Genomic DNA, 24,430 nt, shown 5'->3' with positions numbered 1-24,430 from the left:
TGTGAAGACCTCCGCCGAACGGCTTGACCGTGCCCCGTGCGGCGCGCTTGGACGTCGCCGGCATCCTGGAGCCCACCCTCCACGAAATGATCGACCTGGCGGGATCGGAGATCCTTCCGCGCTGCGCAACGCGACTGAAAGTGCGTCACCGCAGCCTGCCCCCACGGGCCACTGCCCCCCCCGCACCTTACGCGGTGAGGAGGAGACCAAGACCACCGTGCAGGACGGCCGGAAATCCGCACTAGATGATCAATTCCAAGGGACAGCTCGACCTCGAGCAGCACCGAGGACACACGCCCGTGGTGTCATCGCCCGCGTCACGCAGCCTGAGGACGATCTTGCCGTGGGTGTGGCGGCGTTCGAGCTCTGTGTAGGCCTCGCGGACTTGCGCCAGCGGGTAAACGTTCGCGATCGGCACCTCGAGGTGTCCGTCGGCGATCAGGCCGGCGAGCTCGGCGAGCACCTTGGTCCAAGAGCGCGGTCCGCGTCATCCTGACCAACCCCCGCTACACAGGCCACCAGGTCTGGAACCGCCAGCGCAAGGAAGAGTCCCTGATCGACGTCGAGGACGCCGCCCTGGGCCACGTGACCACGCTCAAGTGGAACCCCAAGGACGCCTGGATCTTCTCCGAGAAGCAAGCCCATCCCGCGCTGGTCAGCCGGACCGCTTTCGAAGATGTCCAGCAGCGCACGACCGCCCGGAGCCAGACCTCACCCCGGGAGACCGCGCGGACCACGCACTCCTACGCCTGCAAGGGCGTGCTGTTCCACAAGACCTGCGAGCGACGGATCCAGGGCAACTGGAACAACGGCAGAGCGCACTACTGCTGCCGCTTCCCCAGCGAGTACGCAGTGGCGAACAAGATCGACCACCCGCTCACCGTCTACCTCCGCGAGGACGCCATCGCGGACCCCCTCGACGCCTGGCTGTCCCAGACCTTCGCCCCGGCCCGCATCGAGCAGGCACTGACCGCGATGGAGGAATCACAGCCCGACACTGACCCACGGCTGGAGGCAGCCAAGGGCCCTCAAGGAATGCGACCGCAAGCTCGCCCGGCACCGCGCCGCCCTGGAGGCAGGGGCCGACCCGGCGCTCATCGCCACCTGGAGCCGAGAGGTGCAGGCCCAGCGGACGGCAGCCGAGGCCACGCTCGCCGGAGTCGATCTCCCACGCGGGCCCGCCAGGCGCATGAGCCGTGACGAGATCCGCATCGTCGTGGACGCCCTCGGCGGCCTGCTGGCCCTGCTGCGGGAGGCCGCTCCGGCCGACAAAGCCGAGGTCTACCGACAGTTCGGGCTGCGCCTGACCTACGACCACGAAACACGAATGGTGCCGGCCGAGACTCGGCCAGCACCACTTATGTGCGTAAAGAACGTGTCCGAGGGGGGACTTGAACCCCCACGCCCGATAAAGGGCACTAGCACCTCAAGCTAGCGCGTCTGCCATTCCGCCACCCGGACCAGGTATGTGTCGTGCGGTTGCCCGCGGCGACGTGGACAAGGATACCAAGGATTCGGAGTGCGTTTCACCTGCGTATCCGGTGGGGTGGAGGGCGTCGCGGCTGGTGGGTGGCTCGGCCGGGGCGCGCGGGGGGCCGGAAGGTCGCTTGGGGGAGCGGGGGCGGACCCGGAGGCCGCGGGCGGTGTGGAGGTTGCGGGGGCATGGAGTGCCTGCGGGGTTACGGAGAGTACGGGGCGAGGTCGGCGTGGGTGGGGCGCCGGCACGGCATTGGCTGCGGTGTTCGTCGTCGGGCGGCTGGTGCAGTGGGCGTAGGACAGGGGGACGGCTCCGCGAGGTGTGGGTGGACGCTGGTCGGCTCTATCGCGTACGGGGGCCGTGCGGGATCAGCCGGGGTTGGCGTGGAGCCGGGTGACGACCGGGGAGGTGGGGGCCGACGGCAGCTCGGCGACGACCTCGGATGCGACGGCACGCACTTTGCGGCGTTCCCGCTGGGAGCGGGCGACGAGCATGTGGAAGGCCTCGGTCTCGTCGCAGCCGTATCGGGCCATGAGCATCCCCTTCGCCCGTTCGATGACGGCGCGCCACTCCAGGGCCTCCTTGAGTTGGCGGTTCTCTGTGCGCAGCGATTCCAGGCTGTCCAGCGAGGAGACCAGGGCCCGTGCGGCGCTGAGCATCGTCACGACATGTTCGTCGGGTGGCTGTTCGTCAGTGGCTCGGTCTGGCGGCATGGGGGACATGGTGGGGGTCAATCGCACTGGCGTACCACCCCTTTGAGGGGGTTAATTTCAATTTAACCCTACATTTACGGGATACCAGGCAAGCCGTACGGAATGCCTCATTCCTGAGCAACTCAGGGGGCCTGTGGGGTACTTGCGACAGAATGCGGTCTATGTGTGTGAACAGATGGGAAACTCCGCACTGATACACAGGAAACCCTGAACAAACGCCGCACCGGGCGCTAGCCTCGGAGCCCTGCACCAGCACCGGCCCGGCCACAGACCGCCGGACCGTGCTACCAGACCATGGAGCAGCGGAGCACCAGCACAGGTCCTCCAGGTACAGCCCCCTCGCCCGCGTCGAGCCCGCACGCCGGCTGGGGTCGCCGCACTCCTACGCCCTTTCACGGACATCCGGAGGCGCCGGCCGCTGCCGATCTTCAGCGGACGGGCGCCCGGATCCCGGCGTTCCCAGGGGGGACCTCCATGGCGCAACTCGCCGATGTACGTTCCGCATCCGCATCCGCATCCGCATCCGATGTACGTTCCGAATCCGAGCCGGTCGCGCTGGGCGGCGGCCACAACGCCGCCGGCACCGCCGCACCGCCCCGGCTGACCGTGCTCATACCCACCCGTGACGAACGGGACAGTGTCCCGCTGCTGCTCGGACGACTCGGGCCGGAGCTGGCCGGGCTCGACGCCGAACTCCTCTTCGTCGACGACAGCGATGACGGCACCCCGGTCGCGCTCGCGGCACTCGCGGACGACTGCCCCGTTCCCGTACGGCTGCTGCACAGGCCGCCAGGGGCCCGTGGGGGCGGCCTGGGCGGAGCTGTGGTCGCCGGGGCGCGGCAGGCGCGCGGCGGGTGGGTGCTGGTGATGGACGCCGATCTTCAGCATCCGCCGGAGTCCGCGGCGCTGCTGGCCCGCACCGCGATGCGTGGCGGCGCCGACATCGTGGTGGGCACCCGCTACGCCGGCACGGGGTCGAAGGCCGGGCTGTCGGGTGCGTCCCGGCTGCTGACCTCGACCGCGTCGACCCGGCTGGTGAAGGCGGCCTTCCCGCGCCGACTGGCGACGGTCAGCGATCCGCTCAGCGGCCTGTTCGCGTTCCGTACCGGGGCAGTTGATCTGGACCGGCTCAATCCGCTCGGCTTCAAGGTCCTGCTGGAACTGCTGGTCCGGCACCCGACGGCGCGGGTCGCCGAGGTCGCGTACACCTTCGCGCCGCGCGCGGCCGGGGACTCCAAGGCCTCGCTGCGCGAGGGGGTGGCGTTCCTGCGGCATGTGGGGAGGCTGCGCCGCGACCGGCTGGTCGGCCAGCTGCGCGAGGGGCCGGTGAGCCGTCGCGAACGCCTGCGGCAGCTCGGCCGGATGGCGGCGTTCGGGCTGGTCGGGCTGTCCGGGGTGGCGGTCAACACCGCCGCTCTGTGGCTGCTGTTCGACAGGATCGGGATGCACCACCTGGTGGCGGCCGCGCTGGCCACCCAGGTCTCCACCACCTGGAACTTCCTGCTCGTCGACGGGCTGGTCTACCGGGGCCGGGCGTCGGGCACCCGCACCGGGCGCGCGGTGCGGTTCTACGGGCTCAACAACCTCCTGCTGCTGGCCCGGCTGCCCGCCCTCCAGGTGCTGGTCCTGACCGGCATGGGAGTGCTCAGCGCCAACGCCGTCAGTCTCGTCATGCTCTTCCTGCTGCGCTTCCTGGTCAGCGACCGGGTGATCTACGGATCGTCGACGCGGCAGGGCGGCCGCGACCCGGTACGGCTGCTGGTGGACCCCGGGCCTGCCGCCGCCACGGCAGGCCCGGCCCACGCCACGCGCAAGCGCTCGACGTACCTGCCCTACCGCTACGACGTGGCCGGCACCGTCACCATCGGCTCCCAGATCCGGCTGCCCGAACTGGAGTTCTTCCGGGCGCAGTGGATCGCGGACGGCGAGGTGGACATCGCGGTCCGGGTCGGGGACGTCGGCCGGCGCACCCCGCACCGCCGCGCGTCGCTGGTCCAGCACACCGAGCCCACCGAGCCGGCCGCGCTGCGCTACGAGGAGCACCTCGGGCGGTTCGGCGCCAACTTCCGGGTGAGCCTGGGCGATCCGATCACCGTGGAGATCGGTCCGCTGCTGGCCCGCTCCCCGCACGTCGTCTACACGAACATCGTCGAAGCACTGCTGCGCTTCGTCCTGATCTCGCGCGACCGGATGCTGCTGCACTCGGCGTGCATCGAGCTCGGCGGCACCGGCGTGATGCTCTCGGCGCTCACCGACACCGGGAAGACCGCGACCATTCTGCGGCTGCTGCGCGAGCAGGGCGGACGGTTCCTGTCCGACGACATGACCGTGGTCGACGCCACCGGGAACGCGGTGTGTTTCCCCAAGCCGCTGACCATCAGCTCGCACACCCTGCGCGCGGTGAACGCCAACGACCTCACCCGCGCGGAGTGGCGGCGGCTGAACTTCCAGAGCCGGCTGCACTCCAAGGGCGGCCGGTCACTCGCCCTCGCACTGGCCCGCTTCAACCTGCCGATCATGGGGATCAACGCGCTGACGCAGATCCTGGTGCCGCCGCCGAAGTACAGCGTCGACCGGCTGGTGCCGTGCCTGATGGGCAGCTCGACCCAGGTGGAGGAGCTCTTCGTCATCGAGCGGGGCGCACCGCGGCTGAGCGGTCTCGATCCCGAAACGGCGCTGGAGCGGATGCTGGTCAACACCGAGGACGCGTACGGCTTTCCGCCGTACCGCTACCTGGCCCCCGCCATCACGGTCGGCGGCCTGACGTATCCGCAGCTGAAGGAACGGGAGCGGGAGATCCTGGCCGGCTTCCTGTCGGGAGTACGGACCCGGGTGCTCGCCTCGGACTGCTTCGGCTGGGCCGACGAGATCCCACGGCTGCTGGCCGCGGATCGCGGCGGATCCGCTGTCCCGGCGGCGGCCGCTCTCGTGTCGTCGCAGGCACAGGCCTGGCCGCGCTGGGGAGCCCGGTTGGCTCCGGGGTCCGCGGCGTGACGGAACGGGCCGAGGCCGCGCACCCCGCCGGAATCACCGCAGACCCCGTTGTCGGTGCGGGTCCGCCGGTTCCGCCGGCGACGGGTGCGGGCCGCCGCCTCCCGACCGGGGAGGCGGCGGTCCGGCGGCTCGCGGCGGCGCTGCCGCTCACCGCCGTGCTGGCCGTGGCCGCCGTCTTCCGCTTCTGGCGGCTCACCGCGGTCGGCCTCAACAGCGACGAGGCGGTCTACACCGGGACGGCGGCATCGCTGGCCGGGGACGACACGCTGGGGGCGATGTTCCCGGTGTTCCGGGCCCACCCCGTCCTGTTCCAGACGCTGCTGTCGCTCGTGCTGCGCGTGCACTCGAGCGACTGGACGGCGCGCGCGGTGCCGGCCGCGATCGGGGTGGCGGCGGTCGCCATGACGTACGCGCTGGGCAGCCGCCTGTACGGGCGGACGGCCGGACTGCTCGCCGCACTGCTGCTGGCCGTCATGCCGTACCACGTGGTGGTCAGCCGCCAGGTGCTGCTCGACGGCACGATGACGCTGTGCGCGACCGCCGTGCTCTACTGCGTGGTCCGCTACGCCGAGTCCCCGAGGCTGCGGTGGCTGCTCGCGGCGGGCGGCGCGATGGGCGCGACCGTGCTGGCCAAGGAGACCAGCGTGATCCTGCTCGGCGGGCTGTACGCGTTCTTCGCGCTCACCCCTGCCGTACGGATGCGCGTACGGCATCTGCTGCTGGCGTCCGGGGTGATGGCCGCGGTGATCGCTGCCTCACCGCTGGCGCTGGCGCTGTCCGGGCGGTCCGGCACAGGAGGCAACTACCTCCTCTGGCAGCTGTTTCGCCGCTCCAACCACGAACTCACCTTCTACTTGACGGCGGTTCCACCCGACGTGGGCCCAGCGGTGCTGCTGGCGGCAGCCGCGGGACTGGTGTGGCTGCGCAAGGAGAACACCTGGCGTGAGCGGCTGCTGCTGTGCTGGATCGCGGTGCCCGTCCTGTTCTTCACCATGTGGCCGGTCAAGGGCTACCAGTACCTGCTGCCGGTCGCGGCACCCCTCGCGGTGCTGGCCGGACGTGCGCTCGCCCGGCTGCCCTGGGCGGGACGGCATACGTGGCCGGTCCGCGCCGGGGCCGCGGCTCTGGCGCTCGCCGTGGTGACGAGCCTCGCGGTCCCGGCCTGGGCCCGCACCGATCCGCCGGACAACGGCCGCTTCCTTGCGGGCTCGGGCGGCCTGCCCGGTGGCCGGGAGGCGGGAGTGTGGCTGCGCGGGCATGTCCCGGAAGGCGCTCGGCTGCTGGTGATCGGGCCGTCGATGGGCAACGTCCTGCAGTACTACGGGCACCGTCCGGCGCAGGCGCTGTCGGTCAGCCCCGACCCCAGATCCCGCAACCCCTCGTACGCACCCGTGCCGAACCCCGACCGATCGCTGCGCGACGGGGAGTTCCAGTACGTGGTGTGGGACGCCTACAGCGCCCGGCGCACCCCCTTCTTCACGGCCGAGGCGGAGAAACTCATCGACCGGTACCACGGGACGGCGGTCTTCACCGCGACCGGCGCCGGCGGGACACCCATCGTCGTCATCTACCGGGTGCGGGCGACATGAGGCGGCTCGGTGCCGTGCTGGCGGCAGTCGCACTCGTGCTCCTGGGTTCACCCGCGCGGGCCGACGGGCATGCCGCCCGGACGCCGGTCAAGCACTTCGTCTACCTCATGCAGGGCGACCGCACCTTCGACCACTACTTCGGCACCTACCCCGGCGCCGACGGCATCCCGGACGGCACCTGCCTGCCCGCCGACCTGAAGAAGCCGGCCGCCGGCTGCGCGAAACCGTACGCCCTGCACGGCAAGGCACCGGTCTCCCTGGCCGCCGGGCAGAGCGTCATCGACCTGCAGTACGACCAGGGGAAGATGGACGGATTCGTGGCGGCCTACGAGCGGCAGGGCCGGGACGGCGCCGCCGCGATGGGCTACTACGACCGGCGTGACCTGCCCTTCTATTGGAACGCCGCCGACCGATACACGCTCTTCGACCACTTCTTCGCCTCGGCCCGGCACGGCACCCGCCTCAACCGCTCCTACTGGGTGGCCGGCGCGCCCTTCGACCCGAAGCAGCCGACCATCTTCGACCGGCTCCAGGAGGCCGGGGTGAGCTGGAAGTTCTACGTCCAGGACTACGACCCGCACGAGACGTTCCGCTCCCTGTCCCCCACCGACCCGGCGACCCAGACGGTGCGCGTGCCGCTGCTCAACTACCCCCGGTTCGTGGACGATCCGAAGCTCAACGGCCACATCGCCGACCTCGACGAGTACTACCGCGACCTGGAGCGCGGCACCCTGCCCGCCGTCGCCTACATCGCGAGTTCCGGCGCCGGCGAACGCTCCGCCCGCTCCGTCCCGGCGGGCCAGAAGCTGGTCCGCAACCTCACCACCCAGCTGATGCTGAGCCGCTACTGGGACTCCTCGGCGCTGCTGTGGTCCTACGACGGCTCCGGCGGCTGGTACGACCACGTCAAGCCGCCGAAAGACCATGGATTCCGCGTGCCGGCGCTGCTGATCAGCCCGTACGTGGCACGCGGAAAGGTCGACGGCACCACCTTGGACGCGACCAGCGCGCTGCGCTTCGTCGAGGAGAACTGGCGGCTCAAACCGCTGCCCGGACAGGACGGCACGACCGTCGCCGACCTCACCTCCGCCTTCGACTTCGCCTCCGGTCCGCGCCCGGCGGAGCTGATCCCGGCCACGACCGCCGTCACCGGCGGCGTACCACCGGTGAAGGCCGGGATGGTCTACGGCGTGTACGGAGGGGCTGCCGGGCTCGCCGCCCTGCTGGTGCTGGCCGCCGCGTTGGCGCACCGGCTGCCGAAAGGGGCGCGGCCATGGCGGCGTTGAGGCAGATGCGGAGATGGGGCGCGGTGGCGGCGGTCTGCGCGGCCGTGGCACTGGGGGCGGCCGCGCCCGCCCATGCGGCGCCGCGCGGCCCCTGGCCGGTCACCGTCACCGTGCAGACGGTGCCCGCACTGCGCGGTGTGCACCTCACCTTCGACGGCATGCGGATCACCACGGACGCGGCCGGTCGCGCCTCGTACACCGGGATGCACGACTTCAGCGGGCACGCCCTGACCCTGCTGGACACCGCGATCGACACACCGCGGCGCCACTACCGTTTCGCCCGGTGGGCCGGTCAGCGCGATCCCGACCAGGCGTTCCGCACGTCGGTCCAAGGGCTGCCGCTGCGCGCCAACTACACGGTCACCGCCGCCTTCACCGCACGCTTCCCGGTCACCGCGTCCGTCACCGACCAGCACGGCAAGCCGATCGCGGCCGATCGGGTCTCCGAGGTCACCGTCCGCAGCGACGCGGGGAGCAGCCGCAGGATCCCGGTGGGTCGCACCGTCTGGCTGGACGGCCTGTTGCCGGTCTACCGCAAGAGCGTGCTGAGCACCCGGACCATCTCGTACTCCCTGCAGAGCGTGGTCGTCGGAGGTACGAACACCGTGGACGCCGGCAAGCAGCGCTTCACCCCGGCCAGGACCGGAAAGGCGGTCTTCGTCGCGCAGTTCCACGATCTGACGGTCACCGCGCATGACGCCATGCTGTCGGGCCGGTCCGGATCGGCGGCGGAGGTGACGATGCCGGACGGGACCGTCCGTACCGTGCCGTTCGGTCCGGACCGCACCGCGACGCTGCGGGGTCTACCGCGCGGCCACTACCACGTCGACGTCCGGGCGGGTGGGGTGACGTCCGGTCAGGAACTGCGGCTGTCGAAGGACCGGGCGGTGGACATCGAGGTGCTCAGCCGCTGGGACCTGGCGGTGTTCGCGGCCGCCGCGCTCGCCACGGCCGGCGGGCTGCTGGCTGCCGGGCGGGCGGCGGCGCACAGAGCGTTGCACGTCAAGGACGAGAAGGACGGAAAAGACAGCAACGACAGGAAGGAGAAAAAGGAGAACAAGGAAAACAGGGAGGCCACGGTCTCATGAGACGGATCCGTGCGGTACTCGCCGTCCTCGCCATCGCGCTGGGACTGCTCGGCCGCTCCCCCGCTCCCGCCGGTGCGGAATCCCGCGGGCGGGTCCCGATGCTCGCGTACTACTACCAGTGGTTCGAGCCCTCCTCGTGGCAGCGGGCCAAGACCGACTACCCGCAGCTCGGCCGGTACTCCAGCGACGACCCGCGGATCATGCGGACGCACATCGCGTGGGCGAAGTCGGCGGGCATCGACGGCTTCATCGTCAGCTGGAAGAGCACCCCGGTCAACGACCGCCGGCTGCAGACGCTGATGACTGTGGCCGCCCAGGAGCAGTTCAAGATCACCGTGATCTACCAGGGGCTGGACTTCGACCGTCGTCCGCTGCCGGCCGCCAGGATCGCCGCGGACTTCGCCGCCTTCGGCAAGCGCTACGCCGACAGCCCCGCGCTCTTCCGGCTCGGCGGCAGACCGCTGACCGTCCTCAGCGGGACCTGGGCCTTCTCGCACGCGGACATCGCCCGGATCACCGGGCCGGTGCGCGACCAGCTGCTGGTGCTGAACACCGAGAAGAACCTGAAGGGTTACGAGCGTCTGGCCGACGTCACCGACGGCGACGCCTACTACTGGTCCTCGGTCAACCCCGACACCAACACCAACCACGCCCCCAAGCTCGACGCCATGGGCCGCGCCGTGCACGCCGCCCACGGCTACTGGATCGCGCCCCTCGCCCCGGGCTTCGACGCACGCAGGGTCGGCGGCACCAAGGAGGTGCCGCGCAAGGACGGGCTGACACTGCGCACCGAGTACGCGGCCGCGCTCGGCTCCCGGCCGGATGTCCTGGGCCTGATCAGCTGGAACGAGTTCAGCGAGAACTCCCATGTCGAGCCGTCGCTGGCGCACGGCCGCCGCTACCTCGACGTCCTGCGGTCACTGCGCGGCGCCCCGGCCACCGCTCCCTCGCCCACCGACAGTCCCGGCGACAGCCCGGGCGTCCGCGCGCACCCCGCCTCGCGGCTCGGCTTCTGGCCGAACCTGCTGCGGCTGGCCGGCTTCGCCGCCGTGCTGGTGACGGCCGTGACGCTGCTCGCCCGGCACCGTACGGAAAGGAGATCACCATGACCAGACCATCCCGCAACCGCCGCAGACCTCTGATACGCGCCGTGCTCGCCCTCGCCATGGGGCTGGGCACGGCGTTCGCCGTCTCGGCCCCGGCCCACGCGGATCTGCCCGGCGCCGACGCACAGCTCACCAGGGCGCCGTATCTCAGCGATTCCACCACGACCTCGGTGCAGGTGAACTGGGGCACCTCCACACAGAGCAAGGGCAGCGTCCGCTACGGCCCGATCGGCAACTGCGCGGCGAGCTCGGTGACCTCCAGCACCCTCGGGTACCCGATGACGGTCAACGGACTGCGGGAATACCGGAATTCCGTCACCGTCACCGGTCTCACGCCGGGCACCGCCTACTGTTACCGCGTCTACACCGGCGGCAGTTCCCCGGTCGACCTCCTCGGCACGCTGACCACGCCGAGCTTCACCAGCCTCGAACCGGCCGGCGGCACGGCGCCCTTCAGCTTCGCCGTATTCGGCGACTGGGGTGACACCACCAGCAACGGCGTCAACGACGGCTCGGCCAACACCGACCAGGCCAACGTCCTCGCCCGGATCAAGGAGAGCGGCGTGCGCTTCGCGCTGTCCGCCGGCGATCTCGCCTATCCCGGAGGCTCGCAGAGCAACTACGGCGACCTGAACCAGACCGGCGCCGACATCAGCGCGGTCTACGGACCGCAGTACTGGGCCCTGCCCGGTATGAGCACCCCGCTCTTCGCGGTGAGCGGCAACCACGGGCAGAACTCCACATTCATGCTCAACTGGCCCAACGCCGCGGCGGCCGCCGCCTCGGGCGGTACCTACGCCATGGTCGACTATCCCTCCGTCGACGGTACGGACCCGGGCTCCTACCCCACGACGTACTACGCCATCGCCACCGGCGGGGTACGGATCTACATGCTGGACGCCGCCTGGGGCAACAGCAACATCGGTACCGCCACGGGCGGCGACTGCGGCTCGCACTGCCAGATCTACCAGGTCGACCACGACCAGCACTGGACGGTCTCCTCCGCCCAGTACCAGTGGCTCGCCCAGGATCTGGCGGCCCATCCGGGCGGTGTCAAGATGGCGGTGTTCCACTTCCCGCTGCGTTCGGACGACGCCACCGAGCCGGACAACACCTACCTCAACGTCTCGGCCGGGCCGACGAGTCTGGAGTCGCTGCTCCATGACAACGGCGTCAACCTGGTCTTCAACGGCCACGCGCACGACTACCAGCGCAACACCGCTCCGGCGGGCGGCGTCGTCAGCTACGTGACCGGTGGCGGGGGCGGCAAGGCCACCCCGGTCGGCGGCGGGGACGGCTGTGCTGCGACCGATGCCTACGCGATCGGCTGGTCCTACAGCAAGAACAAGGGCTCGGCCTGCGGCAGCGCACCTGTGCCGACGGACGATGCGCAGGTCTACCACTTCCTGAAGGTGTCGGTGAGCGGCACCACGGTGACGGTGACGCCCACCGACTCCCTCGGCGGAACCTTCGACGTGAAGACCTACTCGTTCACGCCGTGAGGCCCGGCATCAGGTGGTACTCGGGGAAGTTGCCGGGGACGGTCTGGTGGGAGGGGCCTTCGGTGACGGCATGGACGAGGAGGTCGCCGCCGACGAAGGCGCCGCGCCAGGAGGCGCCGAAGCCGCCGAAGAGTTCGTCGCGGTCGCCGCGGGAGCGGGGCTTGTTGTGGCCGACCTTGAAGGCGCGGATGTGGGGGGCGAGGCGGGCGTAGGCGGATTCGTCGTCGGTGGAGAGGGTGGCGACGAGGGCGCCGTTGCTGGCGTTCATGGCGGCCAGGAGCTCGGCTTCGGTGTCGACCAGGACGATGGTGTCGACCGGGCCGAAGGGTTCCGCGTGGTGCAGCGGGGAGGAGGGCGGCGGGCCGAGGAGGGTGGTCGGCGGGAGGTACGCGGAGGTGTCCTGGCCGGGGAGGAGGCGGCCGTCGGCGAGGGTGCCGCGGTGGAGGGGGACGGCGCCGCGGTCGATGGCCTCGCTGACGAGGTCGCCGAGCTCCTTGGCCTTGGCGGCGTTGATGAGGGGGCCGAAGTCCAGCTCCGGGAGGTCGTCGGCCGGGTCGGCGACGGCGAGCGGGTGACCGAAGCGCACGGACTGGACGCCGGGGAGGTAGGCGTTGAGGAAGTCGGCGAAGGCGGAGCGCTGGACGACGAAGCGGGGGTAGGCGGTGCAGCGCTGCTTGGCGTAGTCGAAGGTCTTGCGGATGTGGCCGGTGAGGGTCTGCCAGTCGGTGTACTGCCAGATGCCCCAGGTGTTGAGGCCCTCCTGCTCCAGGACGTGGCGCTTGCCGAGGTCGGCGACGGCGGAGGCGACCCGGCCGCCCGCGTCGCGGCCGCCGACGAAGGAGACGCAGCCGATCTCGGGGGCACGCACCAGGGCCTCGGAGAGTTCGCCGCCGCTGCCGCTGACCAGGGTGACGGGGACGCCTTCGCGGTTGATGAGGGCGCAGGCGAGGGTGAGGCAGGCGAGGCCGCCGTCGGTGGGGGTCTTGGCGATGGCGGCGTTGCCGGCCAGGGCCTGGACCAGCATGGCGTGGACGAGCACGCTCATCGGGTAGTTCCAGCTGGCGATGTTGCTGACCGGGCCCGGGAGCGGGGTGCGGTCGCGGACCATGCCGTCGATCTCGTCCACGTACCAGCGCACGCCGTCGATGGCCCGGTCGACGTCGGCCTGGGCGAGCCGCCAGGGCTTGCCGATCTCCCAGACCAGGAGGAGGGAGAGCAGCTCACGGTGCTCGGTGAGGGCGTCGAGGGCGGCGGAGATACGGGCCTTGCGCTCGGCCAGCGGGACGCCCCGCCAGGCGCGGTGCTGGTCGAGGGAGGCGCGGACGGCGGCGTGGGCGCTGGCGGCGTCCAGGCGCGGCAGGCCCGCGATGGGGGTGCCGTCGACGGGTGAGGTGGTGGGCAGGACGCGGCCGTCGGCGTGCCAGGTGCCCTGCCAGAGGTTGAGGACCCGGTCGTCCTGGAAGGCCTCGGGGGCAACGGTCAGGCAGCGCTGCCAGGCGTCGGTCCAGGAGGTGCCGGGCTTGAGGATCAGGTTGTTGGGAGGCGTGAGGGTCATCGAGGGTTCTCCACTCGTCGTTCGGGGCGGATCTCGCGCAGCGCACCACCGCGCGTGTAAACGAAACCGCGCACCATTTCGGTATGGGGCAGCTCATTGCTCGTACGCACTAATTCGACGCATTCCCGCAGGTCCGCGTCCGGGTCGGTCCCGGTCTCGGCGAGGGCCGCACAGTCCTCGTGGTGGACCAGGAGGATTTCGCGGGTGCCGCCCACGATCTGGCTCAGCCGCAGCGAGCGGAGGGTGTCCGCGGTGGCACACCCGCCGGCGTTGCGGATGACATGGGCGTCGCCCGCCCTGAGGCCGAACATCGTCTCGATGCCCAGCCGGGCGTCCATGCACGCGACGATAGCGACGCGGGTTCGCGGCATCCTCTTGTCGGGGTCAAGTGGGTCCAACGCCACACCGAGTTGGTGGCGTCGGGACAGCAGGTGCTCCGCGCCGGTCATGCGAGCCGGTCCCGTACGAGACGGGCGGCGGCCGAGGGCGTACGTCCCACGGCGACGCCGGCGGCTTCGAGGGCCTGCTGCTTGGCGAGGGCGGTGCCGGAGGAACCGGAGACGATGGCGCCGGCGTGGCCCATGGTCTTGCCCTCGGGGGCGGTGAATCCGGCCACGTAGCCGACAACGGGCTTGGTGACGTGGTCGGCGATGTAGGCGGCGGCGCGCTCCTCGGCGTCACCGCCGATCTCGCCGATCATGACGATGAGGTCGGTGTCGGGGTCCTGCTCGAAGGCGCGGAGGCAGTCGATGTGGGTGGTGCCGATGACCGGGTCGCCGCCGATGCCGACGGCGGTGGAGAAGCCGATGTCGCGCAGCTCGTACATGAGTTGGTAGGTGAGGGTGCCGGACTTGGAGACCAGTCCGATGCGCCCGGCGGTGGTGATGTCGGCCGGGATGATGCCGGCGTTGGACTGGCCGGGGCTGATCAGGCCGGGGCAGTTGGGACCGATGAGTCGGGTGCCGGAGGAGGCGGCGCGGGCCCGGAAGGCGACGCTGTCGTGGACCGGCACGCCTTCGGTGATGACGACGGCGATGCCGATGCCGGCGTCGGAGGCCTCGTCCACGGCGGCGCGCACGAAGGGAGGTGGGACGAAGACCACGGTGACGTCGGCGTCGGTGGCGGCCAGCGCCTCCTTCACGGAGCCGAAGACCGGGATCGTCCGGCCGTCGAGGGTGACCGAGGTGCCGGCCTTGCGCGGGTTGACGCCGCCGACGATGTCGGTGCCGGCGGCGAGCATGCGGCGGGTGTGCTTCATGCCCTCGGTGCCGGTCATGCCCTGGACGATGACCTTGCTGTTCCGGTCGATGAAGATGGCCATACGGATCAGCTCCTGCTCAGCTCGGCGGCCAGCGAGGCCGCGCCGTCCATGGTGTCCAGCTGCTGTACGAGGGGACCCAGCGAAGCCGCCGCGTCCCGCAGGATGGCCCGTCCGCGCTCGGCGTTGTTGCCGTCGAGGCGTACGACCAGCGGCTTGGTCAGCTCGATCTGGTCCAGGGCCTGGATGATGCCGTCGGCGACCGCGTCGCAGGCGGTGATGCCGCCGAAGACGTTGACGAAGACGGACTGCACGTCCGGGTCGGCGAGGATGACGCCGAGGCCGTCGGCCATGATCTGGGCGGAGGCGCCGCCGCCGATGTCGAGGAAGTTGGCGGGATCCGAACCCGAGTAGGCAACCACGTCGAGGGTGGACATGACCAGACCCGCGCCGTTGCCGATGATGCCGACGGAGCCGTCGAGCTTGACGTAGTTCAGGCCCTTGGTCCTGGCGGCGGCTTCGAGGGGGTCGCCCTCGCCGGGGGTTTCGTATGCGGTGTGCGCGGGGTGCCGGAAGCGGGCGTTGGCGTCGAGGGTGACCTTGCCGTCGAGGGCCAGGATGCGGCCTTCCTCGGTCCGTACGAGCGGGTTGACCTCGACCAGGAGGGCGTCCTCCTCGGTGAAGACCCGCCACAGCGCGGTCAGGACGGGCGCCGCCTCGTCGGGCAGGCCGGCGGCGATCACGATCTCGCGGGCCTTGTCGTCCGTGACGCCCTCGTCGGGGTCGACGGGAATGCGGGTCAGGGCCTCGGGCCGGGTGGCGGCGACCTCCTCGATGTCCATGCCGCCCTCGGCGGACGCCATGGCCAGGAAGGTGCGGTTGGTGCGGTCGAGGAGGAAGGAGACGTAGTACTCCTCCGCGATGTCCGCGGTCGGGGTCAGCATGACCTTTTCCACGGTGTGGCCCTTGATGTCCATGCCGAGGATGCGGGCGGCGTGGGCCACGGCTTCCGCCGGGTCCGAGGCGAGTTTCACGCCACCTGCCTTGCCCCGGCCACCAGTCTTGACCTGGGCTTTCACCACGGCGTGGCCACCGAGCAGGCGAGCCGCCTCGCGGGCGGCCTCGGGCTCGTCGACTACGTGGGACTCGAGCACGGGGACACCGTGCTTCGCGAACAGTTCACGTGCTTGGTACTCGAACAGATCCATCGTCACGCACCTGCCCTTGGCTGGGTTCTTGGATGAGGTCCCGATGAGAATCCGGTGCACGCCCCCTGGACATCGACTTGCCGATGAGGGATAACCGTCTGCATACAGTATTCGTCGCCTGTATGCAATGTACAGACCGTGGACCAGAAGGGGTTGAACGCGCCATGTCCGACCGCACTTCCGGCACCTCAGACCTCGTCTCGGGGGGGCATCTCGTCGCCAAGGCCCTCAAGGCCGAGGGGGTCGGCGTCATCTACACGCTTTGCGGCGGCCACATCATCGACATCTACGACGGCTGCGTCGACGAGGGCATCGACGTGATCGACGTCCGGCATGAGCAGGTGGCCGCGCACGCCGCCGACGGCTACGCCCGCGTCACCGGCAAGCCGGGCGTCGCGGTCGTCACCGCGGGACCCGGCACCACCGACGCCGTCACCGGCGTGGCCAACGCCTTCCGCGCCGAGTCGCCCATGCTGCTCATCGGCGGCCAGGGCGCCCACTGCCAGCACAAGATGGGGTCCCTCCAGGACCTCCCGCACGTCGACATCATGACCCCGATCACCAAGTTCGCGGCCACCGTGCCCGACACCGCCCGCGTCGCCGACCTGGTCTCCATGGCCTTCCGTGAGTGTTACAACGGCGCCCCCGGGCCCTCCTTCCTGGAGATCCCGCGCGACGTGCTCGACTCCAGGGTCCCGATCGACAAGGCCCGCATCCCCAAGGCCGGCGCCTACCGCGCCTCAACCCGCAGCATCGGCGACCCCGGGGCCGTCGAGAAGCTCGCCGACCTCCTGGTCCACGCCGAGCGGCCGGCCATCCTGCTCGGCAGCCAGGTCTGGACGACCCGGGCGACCGACGCCGCCGTCGACCTCGTACGCACCCTCAACGTGCCCGCGTACATGAACGGCGCCGGGCGCGGCACCCTCCCGCCCGGCGACCCGCACCACTTCCAGCTGTCGCGGCGCTACGCCTTCACCGAGGCCGACCTGATCATCATCGTCGGGACGCCCTTCGACTTCCGGATGGGTTACGGCAAGCGCCTCTCCCCCACCGCCACCGTCGTCCAGATCGACCTGGACTACCGCACGGTCGGCAAGAACCGCGACATCGACCTCGGCATCGTCGGCGACGCGGGACTCGTCCTGGCCGCCGTGACCGAAGCGGCGTCGGAACGGATCAACGTCGGCGCGACGGGCCGCAAGGAGTGGCTGGACGAACTGCGCGTGGTCGAGACCAGGGCGCTGGACAAGCGGTTGCCGCTCCTGAGGTCCGACGCGTCGCCCATCCACCCGTACCGTCTGGTCAGCGAGATCAACGACTTCCTCACCGAGGACTCGATCTTCATCGGCGACGGCGGCGACATCGTCACCTTCGCCGGCCGGGTCGTGCAGCCCAGGTCCCCCGGCCACTGGATGGACCCGGGCCCGCTCGGCACCCTCGGCGTCGGCATCCCCTTCGTCCTGGCCGCCAAGCAGGCGCGGCCGGACAAGGAGGTCGTGGCGCTCTTCGGTGACGGCGCGTTCTCCCTCACCGGCTGGGACTTCGAGACGCTGGTCCGCTACGACCTGCCCTTCATCGGGATCGTCGGCAACAACTCATCGATGAACCAGATCCGTTACGGCCAGTGCGCCAAGTACGGCCGGGAGCGCGAGCGGGTCGGCAACACCCTCGGCGACGTGCACTACGACAAGTTCGCCCAGATGCTCGGCGGTTACGGCGAGGAGGTCCGCGACCCCGCCGACATCGGCCCGGCGCTGCGCAGAGCCCGCGAGTCGGGCAAGCCGTCGCTGATCAACGTCTGGGTCGACCCGGACGCGTACGCCCCCGGAACCATGAACCAGACGATGTACAAGTGAGGAGGCACGCCGTGGCCAAAGCACTCGAAGGCATCCGCGTCCTGGACATGACGCATGTCCAGTCCGGGCCGTCCGCGACCCAGATACTCGCCTGGCTCGGGGCTGACGTGGTCAAGCTCGAAGCCCCGACCGGCGACATCACCCGCAAGCAACTGCGCGACCTCCCGAACGTCGACAGCCTCTACTTCACGATGCTCAACGCCAACAAGCGCAGCATCACCCTCAACACCAAGACCCCGCGCGGCAAGGAGATCCTCACCGAGCTGATCGCCCGCTCCGACATCATGGTCGAGAACTTCGGCCCGGGCGCGATCGACCGCATGGGCTTCACCTGGGAGCGGATCCAGGAGATCAACCCCCGGATCATCTACGCCTCCATCAAGGGCTTCGGCGAGGGCCCGTACACCAACTTCAAGGCGTACGAGGTCGTGGCCCAGGCCATGGGCGGCTCGATGGCGACCACCGGCTTCGAGGGGGGCCCACCGCTCGCCACCGGCGCCCAGATCGGCGACTCCGGCACCGGCATGCACGCCGTGGCGGGCATCCTCGCCGCGCTGTTCCAGCGCACCCACTCCGGGCGCGGTCAGCGCGTCCAGGTCGCGATGCAGCACGCGGTGCTCAACCTCTGCCGCGTCAAGCTCCGCGACCAGCAGCGCCTGGCGCACGGCCGGCTCGCCGAGTACCCGAATGAGGACTTCGGCGACGAGGTGCCGCGCTCCGGCAACGCCTCGGGCGGCGGCCAGCCCGGCTGGGCGGTCAGGTGCGCGCCCGGCGGCCCCAACGACTACGTGTACGTCATCGTGCAGCCCGTCGGCTGGCAGCCGATCACCGAACTCATCGGCCGACCCGAACTGGCCGAGGACCCGGAGTGGGCGACCCCGGAGGCCCGGCTGCCCAAGCTGAGCAAGATGTTCCAGCTGATCGAGGAATGGACCAGCACCATCCCCAAGTGGGAAGTGCTGGAGACCCTGAACGCGCACAACATCCCCTGCGGCCCGATCCTCTCCACCAAGGAGATCATCGAGGACCCCAGCCTCAAGGACAACGAGATCGTCGTCGAGGTCGAGCACCCCGAGCGCGGCTCGTACGTCACCGTCGGGAATCCGCTGAAGCTGTCCGACTCCCCCGCCGACGTCCGGCGCTCGCCGCTGCTCGGCGAGCACAACCACGACATCTACGCCACCGAACTCGGCCTCTCCCCCGCGGAGCTGGTCGAGATGCAGACGAACGGGGTGATCTGACCTATGGCCGACGAAGATGAGCGCGCCGCCGCAAGGGCCCTGCTGGATTCCGTACGCGCCTGCGGACGTACGACCCTCACCGCCCCGGAAGGCAAGATCCTCGCCGACCTCTACGGCATCGCCACCCCCGGCGAGGCGCTGGCGACCGACGTGGACGAGGCGGTGGCGTTCGCCCACCGCTTCGACGGTCCGGTGGTGCTGAAGATCGTCTCCCCCGACATCCTGCACAAGACGGATGCCGGCGGCGTGGTGGTCGGGGTGCACACCGCATCCGAGGTCCGGAGCGCGTTCCACAAGATCGTCGCCAACGCCAGGGCCTTCGCGCCCGACGCCCGTATCGAGGGCGTCCAGGTGCAGCAGATGCTGCCGCCCGGCCAGGAGGTCATCGTCGGCGCCGTCACCGACCCGACCTTCGGCAAGGTCGTCGCCTTCGGCCTCGGCGGGGTCCTGGTCGAGGTGCTCAAGGACGTGACGTTCCGCCTCGCCCCCGTCACCGGCGACGAGGCCGCCTCCATGCTGGACTCCATCAAGGCCGCCGAGATCCTGCGCGGCGTACGAGGCCAGGCGGCCGTGGACCGCTGGGCCGTGGCCGAGCAGATCCGCCGGGTGTCACAGCTGGTGACCGATTTCCCGGAGATCGCCGAGGTCGACCTCAATCCGATAATCGCCACGCCCGAGGGGGCGCTCGCGGCGGATATCCGTGTAATCCTCTCCGAAGGCACGCCGGCGGAGCGACCGCGGTTCTCCCGCGAGGAGATCCTTTTTTCGATGAACCGCCTGATGAAGCCGCGTGCCGTGGCTGTCATCGGGGCGTCCAACGAGGAGGGGAAGATCGGCCACTCCGTCATGCGGAACCTCGTCGACGGAGGCTTCGCAGGGGACATCTACCCCGTCAACCCGAGGGCGCACGACATCCTCGGGCTCAAGGCGTACGCCTCCGTCCTGGACGTGCCGGCCGAGATCGACGTCGCGGTCTTCGCGATCCCCGCCAAGGCGGTGCCCGCCGCACTGGAGGAAGTCGGCCGCAAGCAGATCCCGGCCGCCGTCCTGATCCCGTCCGGCTTCGCCGAGACCGGCGACCAGGCCCTGCAGGACAAGGTCGTGGCCATCGCGGCCGAGCACAAGGTCCGCGTCCTCGGCCCGAACATCTACGGCTACTACTCCACTTGGCAGGACCTCTGCGCCACCTTCTGCACCCCGTACGACGTCAAGGGCCCGGTGGCGCTGACCTCGCAGTCCGGCGGCATCGGCATGGCGATCCTCGGATTCGCGCGGACCACCCGGACCGGCGTCTCCGCGATCGTCGGACTCGGCAACAAGTCGGATGTCGACGAGGACGACCTGCTCACGTACTTCGGTGAGGACGACAACACCCAGTGCATCGCCATGCACCTGGAGGACCTCAAGGACGGCCGCGCCTTCGTCGAGGCCGCCCGCGAGGTCGTCAGGAAGAAGCCGATCATCGTCCTCAAGGCCGGCCGTACGGCCGCCGGGGCCAAGGCCGCCGGCTCGCACACCGGCGCGCTGGCCGGTGACGACAAGGTGTACGACGACATCCTGCGGCAGGCCGGCGTCATCCGGGCGCCGGGGCTGAAGGACATGCTGGAGTACGCACGGGCGCTGCCGGTACTCCCCACCCCGCAGGGCGACAACGTCGTGATCATCACCGGCGCGGGCGGCTCGGGCGTGCTGCTGTCCGACGCCTGCGTGGACAACGGCCTGAAGCTGATGGAGATCCCACCCGACCTGGACGCGGCGTTCATGCGCTACATCCCGCCGTTCGGCGCGGCCGGCAATCCGATCGACATCACCGGCGGCGAGCCGCCGTCCACGTACGAGGCCACGATCCGGCTCGGCCTGGAGGACCCGCGGGTCCACGCGCTGATCCTGGGCTACTGGCACACGATCGTCACCCCGCCGATGGTCTTCGCCGAGCTGACCGCGCGCGTGGTCGCCGAGGCGAAGGCCAAGGGCATCAACAAGCCGGTGGTGGTCTCACTGGCCGGCGACACGGAGGTGGAGCAAGCGAGCGCGTACCTCTTCCGACGCGGCGTCGTGGCGTATCCGTACACCACGGAACAGCCGGTGGCGGCTCTCGGCGCGAAGTATCGCTGGGCGCGGGCTGCGGGGTTGCTTCCGCGATGATCACCGACCGTGAGGTCCCGGGAGATCCGCGACCACCGCCGCGATCGCCGCCACCGGCGGGCAATCATGGCCCGCAAACGAAGCGGCCGACCGGCCCGGGCACTGCCCCGGTCCGGCCACCGCACACCGCGTAGCGCCTGGCGCACGCGTATGACGGGTCCGGGCTCCGCGAGCCGCGGCGGCCGGACCCGCCCCGAAAGGACGAACGGAGATCGCCAGGGGGCGCTGGCATGCTCTTTCGACGCAGGGGAGTGACTGGTAAATGTCAACAACGTCAACGACGACGACAACTCCGTACACGGAGGTCCGGGACGCGAACGGGCGGGTGTACCGGACCGGAGAGACCGACCGCGATATTTTGGGCGGTTCCCGCCTGAGGATGGTGCTGCTGCCATGGGCAGCGATGATCGGCATCAGCGTCGCGGAGTATGCGTACGGATCGGCCGAGGAGACCCTCTCCTCGGTGCACAACTGGACCACGACCAACACCTTCTGGCTGCTGAGCGTCTGGACGGTGTTCCAGGCCGGGGTGGCCTTCCCGGCGGGCCGGCTGCGTGAGCGCGGCGTCCTCAGCGCCCGGGCGGCGATGCTGATCGGCGCCGCTCTGGCCGCAATCGGGTTCTTCACCCTCAGCCACGCACCCAATCTCGCGGTCGCCATCGCGGGCTTCGGTGTCCTGGGCGGTACGGGTGGCGGGATGGTCTACGCGACCTGCATCAACATGGTCGGCAAGTGGTACCCGGAACGCCGGGGCGCCAAGACGGGCTTCGTCAACGGCGGCTTCGCCTACGGATCGGTGCCGCTGATCTTCATCTTCACCTACGCCTTCGACGAGAAGAACTTCTCCGTCGTGCTCGATCTGGTCGGGGTGTACGTGCTCCTGCTGGTGGGCATCTCCGGGCTGTTCTTCAAGGACCCGCCGAAGAACTGGTGGCCCTCGCACATCGACCCGCTGGCCTTCAACGCGGACAAGAAGGCCAGTGCCGCGCTGCTGAAGAACCCGCCCGCCGTCAAGCAGTACGGGCCGGCGGAGGCCATCAGGACCGGCATGCTCCCGCTGATGTGGTTCTGCCTGATGATGACCGCGGGCGTCTCCATCTTCGGTATCTCCTTCCAGGTGCCCTTCGCCAAGGAGATGGGCTTCGGCCCGCTGGTGGTGGCCTCGTCGATGGGTGTCATGGCCGTCATCAACGGCACCGGGCGCGCCGCATGCGGCTGGTTGTCGGACCGGTTCGGCCGCAAGCAGACCCTCACCGCGGTGCTGGTGATCCTGGGCGGATCGCAGTTCGGGGTGCTGTGGGCGGGTGACGCGGGCAACGAACCGCTGTTCCTGGTCTTCGCCTTCATCTCCGGGTTCGGCGGCGGTTCCTTCTACCCGCTGTTCGCCGCCCTGGTCCCGGACTACTTCGGTGAGAACAACAACGCCCAGAACTACGGCCTGGTCTACAGCTCCAAGCTGGTCGGCGGCCTCGCCGGCAGCGGTATGGGCGCCATGGTCATCGCCGCCTGGGGCTACCACGGCGCGTACTCGCTCGCGGGTGTCATCGCCCTGGTGGCGGCCGTTCTGTCCATGATGCTCCGGCAGCCGGGGCGTGAGCGACTGCGTGGGATCCAGCCCAATCCTCAGCCGATCAGCCGCGAAATAATATGACGGGTGCGCGGCGGTCTGTGCCTACGACCGCCGCGCTCACGCCGACCTCAGGCCGATCTCACGCCGAACGCCCGCGGGAACTCACGCGGACCGTTCGGCGATCGCCTTGTGGTGGCGAATGACCTCGTCGATGATGAAGTTCAGGAACTTCTCCGCGAACGCCGGATCCAGATGTGCGTCCTCGGCCATCGCCCGCAGCCGCTCGATCTGCTGGGCCTCCCGGGCCGGGTCGGCCGCCGGCAGATCGTGCGCGGCCTTCAGCTCACCCACCTGCTGGGTGGCCTTGAACCGCTCGGCGAGCAGATGGACCAGCGCCGCGTCCAGGTTGTCGATACTTCCGCGCAGATACCGCAGGCGCTCCAGCACCTCGTGCTCGTCACTCATCGGGCCACATTAACGTGGCCGTGATCAGTCGCCGCGACCGGTCACCGCGACCGTGACGCCGAGCCCGATCATCGCGAGCCCGCCCGCCCCGCCGATCATGGACAGCCGCTTCGGCGAGCGCGCGAACCAGGAGCGGGCCGCGGACGCCGCCAGCCCCACCGCCGAGTCCGAGACCAGTGCGATGCCGTTGAAGATCAGGCCGAGCAGCAGCATCTGCCCGGTGGCCTGACCGGCGGCACGGTCCACGAACTGCGGCAGCACGGCCGCGTAGAACACCATGGTCTTCGGGTTCGAGACCCCGACCACGAACCCCTCCCCCACCGTCCGCAGCGGACCCCGCCGCGGTGCCTGCGGCTCCCCTGCCGTCAGCAGCAGGGCCTTGCGCTGTCGCAGCGCCTTCACCCCGAGGTGGACGAGATACCCGGCACCCGCCAGCTTCAGGGCGGCGAACAGCAGCGCGGAGCGCTCCACGACGGGGCCGACGCCCAGGGCGACGGCCGTCACCAGGACGTACGATCCGAGAGTGTTGCCGACGACAGAGGTGAGGGCGACCCTGCGGCCGTGCGCGAGCGCCCGGCCGATCACGAACAGGACGCTGGGGCCGGGGATCACGCAGATCAGCAGAGACATCGCGGCGAAGGCGGCGAGTCGGTCGAGTGACACCATTCCGGGAAGATATAGCGGGTAGGTGTCAACCGGCACGCAAATATCTCAGGAGGCGATCATGACCGAGCCCCAGGGCAAGGAGCTGGAAGCGGTGCGCGAGCGCCGGGAGGCACTGCGTACGAAGTATCTGCGGTCCCCCGAGGAGCGGCCGGCGACGACCGCGTCGGGCATCCACCACGCGGCCTTCATCTGCAAGGACGTCGAGGAGACGATCGCCTTCTACCAGGACTTCCTGGGCTTCCCGCTGGTCGAGCTGGTCGAGAACCGCGACTACGCAGGCTCCAGCCACTTCTTCTTCGACATCGGCAACAACAATCTGCTGGGCTTCTTCGACTTCCCCGGGCATGACCACCCCGAGCAGCACGAGACCATCGGCGGCCTGCAGCACATGGCGCTCTCGGTGACGGCCGAGCAGTTCGCGAGCGCCAAGGAGCGCTTCGACGCGGCCGGATTCGACTACCTCGGCCCCGACCGGGGCGTCGACAACAGCCTCTACGTCCGCGACCCCAACGGCCTCAACCTCGAGCTCTACCGCGAGAACCTCGGGCAGTTCGAGGGTGTCCCGCTGCTGGCCGGCCCGAAGGGCTAGGGCCTGTCTTGTGGATCTCCGTGGGATAAGGAGCGGGGTCTGGCGCCTGTGATCGCAAGGCGGAGGAGGGAAGCGACGCGGTGGGGGCACCTCCCAGCCGCCAGGCTGGGGGACGTCGTTGA

The 24,430-nt window shown here is 70.1% G+C and carries 20 protein-coding genes and 1 tRNA gene; 12 read left to right on the top strand and 9 right to left on the bottom strand.

Features of this window, described 5'->3' with window-relative positions; genetic code table 11:
- Positions 1-241 precede the first annotated feature (241 nt).
- The gene (locus ACFXJ5_RS37515; RefSeq protein ID WP_384641759.1) at positions 242-463 is read right to left on the bottom strand and encodes a zinc-binding dehydrogenase; all 222 of its coding nucleotides are present in this window, start codon (positions 461-463) and stop codon (positions 242-244) included.
- On the opposite strand from ACFXJ5_RS37515, the gene ACFXJ5_RS37510 reads away from it, so the two are divergent.
- Positions 367-1,200 carry a recombinase family protein gene (locus ACFXJ5_RS37510; RefSeq protein ID WP_384641804.1) on the top strand — a complete coding sequence of 278 codons (834 nt, stop codon included), beginning with the start codon at positions 367-369 and terminating at the stop codon, positions 1,198-1,200. The genes ACFXJ5_RS37515 and ACFXJ5_RS37510 overlap by 97 nt on opposite strands.
- A 176-nt stretch (positions 1,201-1,376) precedes the next feature.
- On the opposite strand, the gene ACFXJ5_RS37505 is transcribed toward ACFXJ5_RS37510, so the two are convergent.
- Both ACFXJ5_RS37505 and ACFXJ5_RS37500 read right to left on the bottom strand, forming a co-directional pair.
- Positions 1,377-1,461: transfer RNA gene (locus tag ACFXJ5_RS37505), tRNA-Leu, on the bottom strand.
- Between the two features lie 384 nt (positions 1,462-1,845).
- The gene (locus tag ACFXJ5_RS37500) at positions 1,846-2,190 is read right to left on the bottom strand and encodes an ANTAR domain-containing response regulator (RefSeq protein WP_384641756.1); all 345 of its coding nucleotides are present in this window, start codon (positions 2,188-2,190) and stop codon (positions 1,846-1,848) included.
- A 474-nt stretch (positions 2,191-2,664) separates the two neighbouring features.
- Here ACFXJ5_RS37500 and ACFXJ5_RS37495 point away from each other — a divergent pair, with 474 nt between their 5' ends.
- Genes ACFXJ5_RS37495 through ACFXJ5_RS37470 form a run of 6 tightly spaced genes read left to right on the top strand, consistent with a single transcriptional unit; the run spans position 2,665 to position 11,755 of the window.
- On the top strand, positions 2,665-5,184 hold the full coding sequence (locus ACFXJ5_RS37495) for a glycosyltransferase (RefSeq protein ID WP_384641753.1): 2,520 nt from the start codon (positions 2,665-2,667) through the stop codon (positions 5,182-5,184).
- Positions 5,181-6,773, top strand: a complete 1,593-nt coding sequence (locus tag ACFXJ5_RS37490) for an ArnT family glycosyltransferase (RefSeq protein ID WP_384641750.1) — start codon at positions 5,181-5,183, stop codon at positions 6,771-6,773. The genes ACFXJ5_RS37495 and ACFXJ5_RS37490 overlap by 4 nt, the downstream gene beginning before the upstream one ends.
- Positions 6,770-8,059 (top strand): alkaline phosphatase family protein, encoded by a 1,290-nt coding sequence (locus ACFXJ5_RS37485; protein ID WP_384641748.1) that lies wholly within the window; start codon positions 6,770-6,772, stop codon positions 8,057-8,059. Before ACFXJ5_RS37490 ends, ACFXJ5_RS37485 begins: the two co-directional genes overlap by 4 nt.
- Complete coding sequence (locus tag ACFXJ5_RS37480; RefSeq protein ID WP_384641745.1) at positions 8,047-9,147, top strand: hypothetical protein; 1,101 nt, start codon at positions 8,047-8,049, stop codon at positions 9,145-9,147. The genes ACFXJ5_RS37485 and ACFXJ5_RS37480 overlap by 13 nt, the downstream gene beginning before the upstream one ends.
- Positions 9,144-10,256 (top strand): endo-1,3-alpha-glucanase family glycosylhydrolase, encoded by a 1,113-nt coding sequence (locus tag ACFXJ5_RS37475; protein ID WP_384641742.1) that lies wholly within the window; start codon positions 9,144-9,146, stop codon positions 10,254-10,256. The genes ACFXJ5_RS37480 and ACFXJ5_RS37475 overlap by 4 nt, the downstream gene beginning before the upstream one ends.
- Positions 10,253-11,755, top strand: coding sequence for a fibronectin type III domain-containing protein (locus tag ACFXJ5_RS37470; protein ID WP_384641739.1), 1,503 nt, complete (start codon positions 10,253-10,255; stop codon positions 11,753-11,755). Before ACFXJ5_RS37475 ends, ACFXJ5_RS37470 begins: the two co-directional genes overlap by 4 nt.
- Here ACFXJ5_RS37470 and ACFXJ5_RS37465 read toward each other — a convergent pair.
- The 4 genes from ACFXJ5_RS37465 to sucC form a co-directional block, all read right to left on the bottom strand.
- Positions 11,745-13,310, bottom strand: a complete 1,566-nt coding sequence (locus ACFXJ5_RS37465) for an aldehyde dehydrogenase family protein (protein WP_384641736.1) — start codon at positions 13,308-13,310, stop codon at positions 11,745-11,747. The genes ACFXJ5_RS37470 and ACFXJ5_RS37465 overlap by 11 nt on opposite strands.
- Positions 13,307-13,681, bottom strand: a complete 375-nt coding sequence (locus ACFXJ5_RS37460) for a carbonic anhydrase (protein ID WP_384641802.1) — start codon at positions 13,679-13,681, stop codon at positions 13,307-13,309. The genes ACFXJ5_RS37465 and ACFXJ5_RS37460 overlap by 4 nt, the downstream gene beginning before the upstream one ends.
- 74 nt (positions 13,682-13,755) lie before the next feature.
- The gene (sucD, locus tag ACFXJ5_RS37455; RefSeq protein ID WP_384641733.1) at positions 13,756-14,631 is read right to left on the bottom strand and encodes a succinate--CoA ligase subunit alpha; all 876 of its coding nucleotides are present in this window, start codon (positions 14,629-14,631) and stop codon (positions 13,756-13,758) included.
- Positions 14,632-14,636: 5 nt separating this feature from the next.
- Positions 14,637-15,776, bottom strand: a complete 1,140-nt coding sequence (sucC, locus tag ACFXJ5_RS37450) for an ADP-forming succinate--CoA ligase subunit beta (RefSeq protein WP_384641730.1) — start codon at positions 15,774-15,776, stop codon at positions 14,637-14,639.
- A gap of 164 nt (positions 15,777-15,940) precedes the next feature.
- Here sucC and ACFXJ5_RS37445 point away from each other — a divergent pair, with 164 nt between their 5' ends.
- From ACFXJ5_RS37445 to ACFXJ5_RS37430, 4 genes are all read left to right on the top strand, one after another.
- The gene (locus tag ACFXJ5_RS37445; RefSeq protein ID WP_384641726.1) at positions 15,941-17,632 is read left to right on the top strand and encodes a thiamine pyrophosphate-binding protein; all 1,692 of its coding nucleotides are present in this window, start codon (positions 15,941-15,943) and stop codon (positions 17,630-17,632) included.
- An 11-nt stretch (positions 17,633-17,643) separates the two neighbouring features.
- Entirely contained in the window at positions 17,644-18,873 is a 1,230-nt protein-coding gene (frc, locus tag ACFXJ5_RS37440; protein ID WP_384641723.1) for a formyl-CoA transferase, read from the top strand.
- Positions 18,874-18,876: 3 nt separating this feature from the next.
- Positions 18,877-21,018: an acetate--CoA ligase family protein gene (locus ACFXJ5_RS37435; protein WP_384641720.1), complete on the top strand. Its 2,142-nt coding sequence runs from the start codon at positions 18,877-18,879 to the stop codon at positions 21,016-21,018.
- Between the two features lie 262 nt (positions 21,019-21,280).
- Positions 21,281-22,669, top strand: a complete 1,389-nt coding sequence (locus ACFXJ5_RS37430) for an OFA family MFS transporter (RefSeq protein ID WP_384641717.1) — start codon at positions 21,281-21,283, stop codon at positions 22,667-22,669.
- An 81-nt stretch (positions 22,670-22,750) separates the two neighbouring features.
- Here the strand turns inward: ACFXJ5_RS37430 and ACFXJ5_RS37425 are convergent, their stop codons facing one another.
- Together ACFXJ5_RS37425 and ACFXJ5_RS37420 are read right to left on the bottom strand one after the other, a co-directional pair.
- Positions 22,751-23,053: a chorismate mutase gene (locus tag ACFXJ5_RS37425; RefSeq protein ID WP_384641715.1), complete on the bottom strand. Its 303-nt coding sequence runs from the start codon at positions 23,051-23,053 to the stop codon at positions 22,751-22,753.
- Positions 23,054-23,077: 24 nt separating this feature from the next.
- Positions 23,078-23,719, bottom strand: coding sequence for a LysE family translocator (locus tag ACFXJ5_RS37420; RefSeq protein WP_384641712.1), 642 nt, complete (start codon positions 23,717-23,719; stop codon positions 23,078-23,080).
- Positions 23,720-23,777: 58 nt separating this feature from the next.
- Between ACFXJ5_RS37420 and ACFXJ5_RS37415 the strand changes: the two genes are divergently transcribed.
- Complete coding sequence (locus tag ACFXJ5_RS37415; protein ID WP_384641710.1) at positions 23,778-24,308, top strand: VOC family protein; 531 nt, start codon at positions 23,778-23,780, stop codon at positions 24,306-24,308.
- Positions 24,309-24,430 lie beyond the last annotated feature (122 nt).

The sequence above is a fragment of the Streptomyces sp. NPDC059373 genome, from assembly GCF_042751495.1.
In the GTDB taxonomy this organism is placed as follows: domain Bacteria; phylum Actinomycetota; class Actinomycetes; order Streptomycetales; family Streptomycetaceae; genus Actinacidiphila.
The sequence above is the reverse complement of the archived record's forward strand: the minus strand, read 5'-3'. Positions and strand labels throughout refer to the sequence as shown.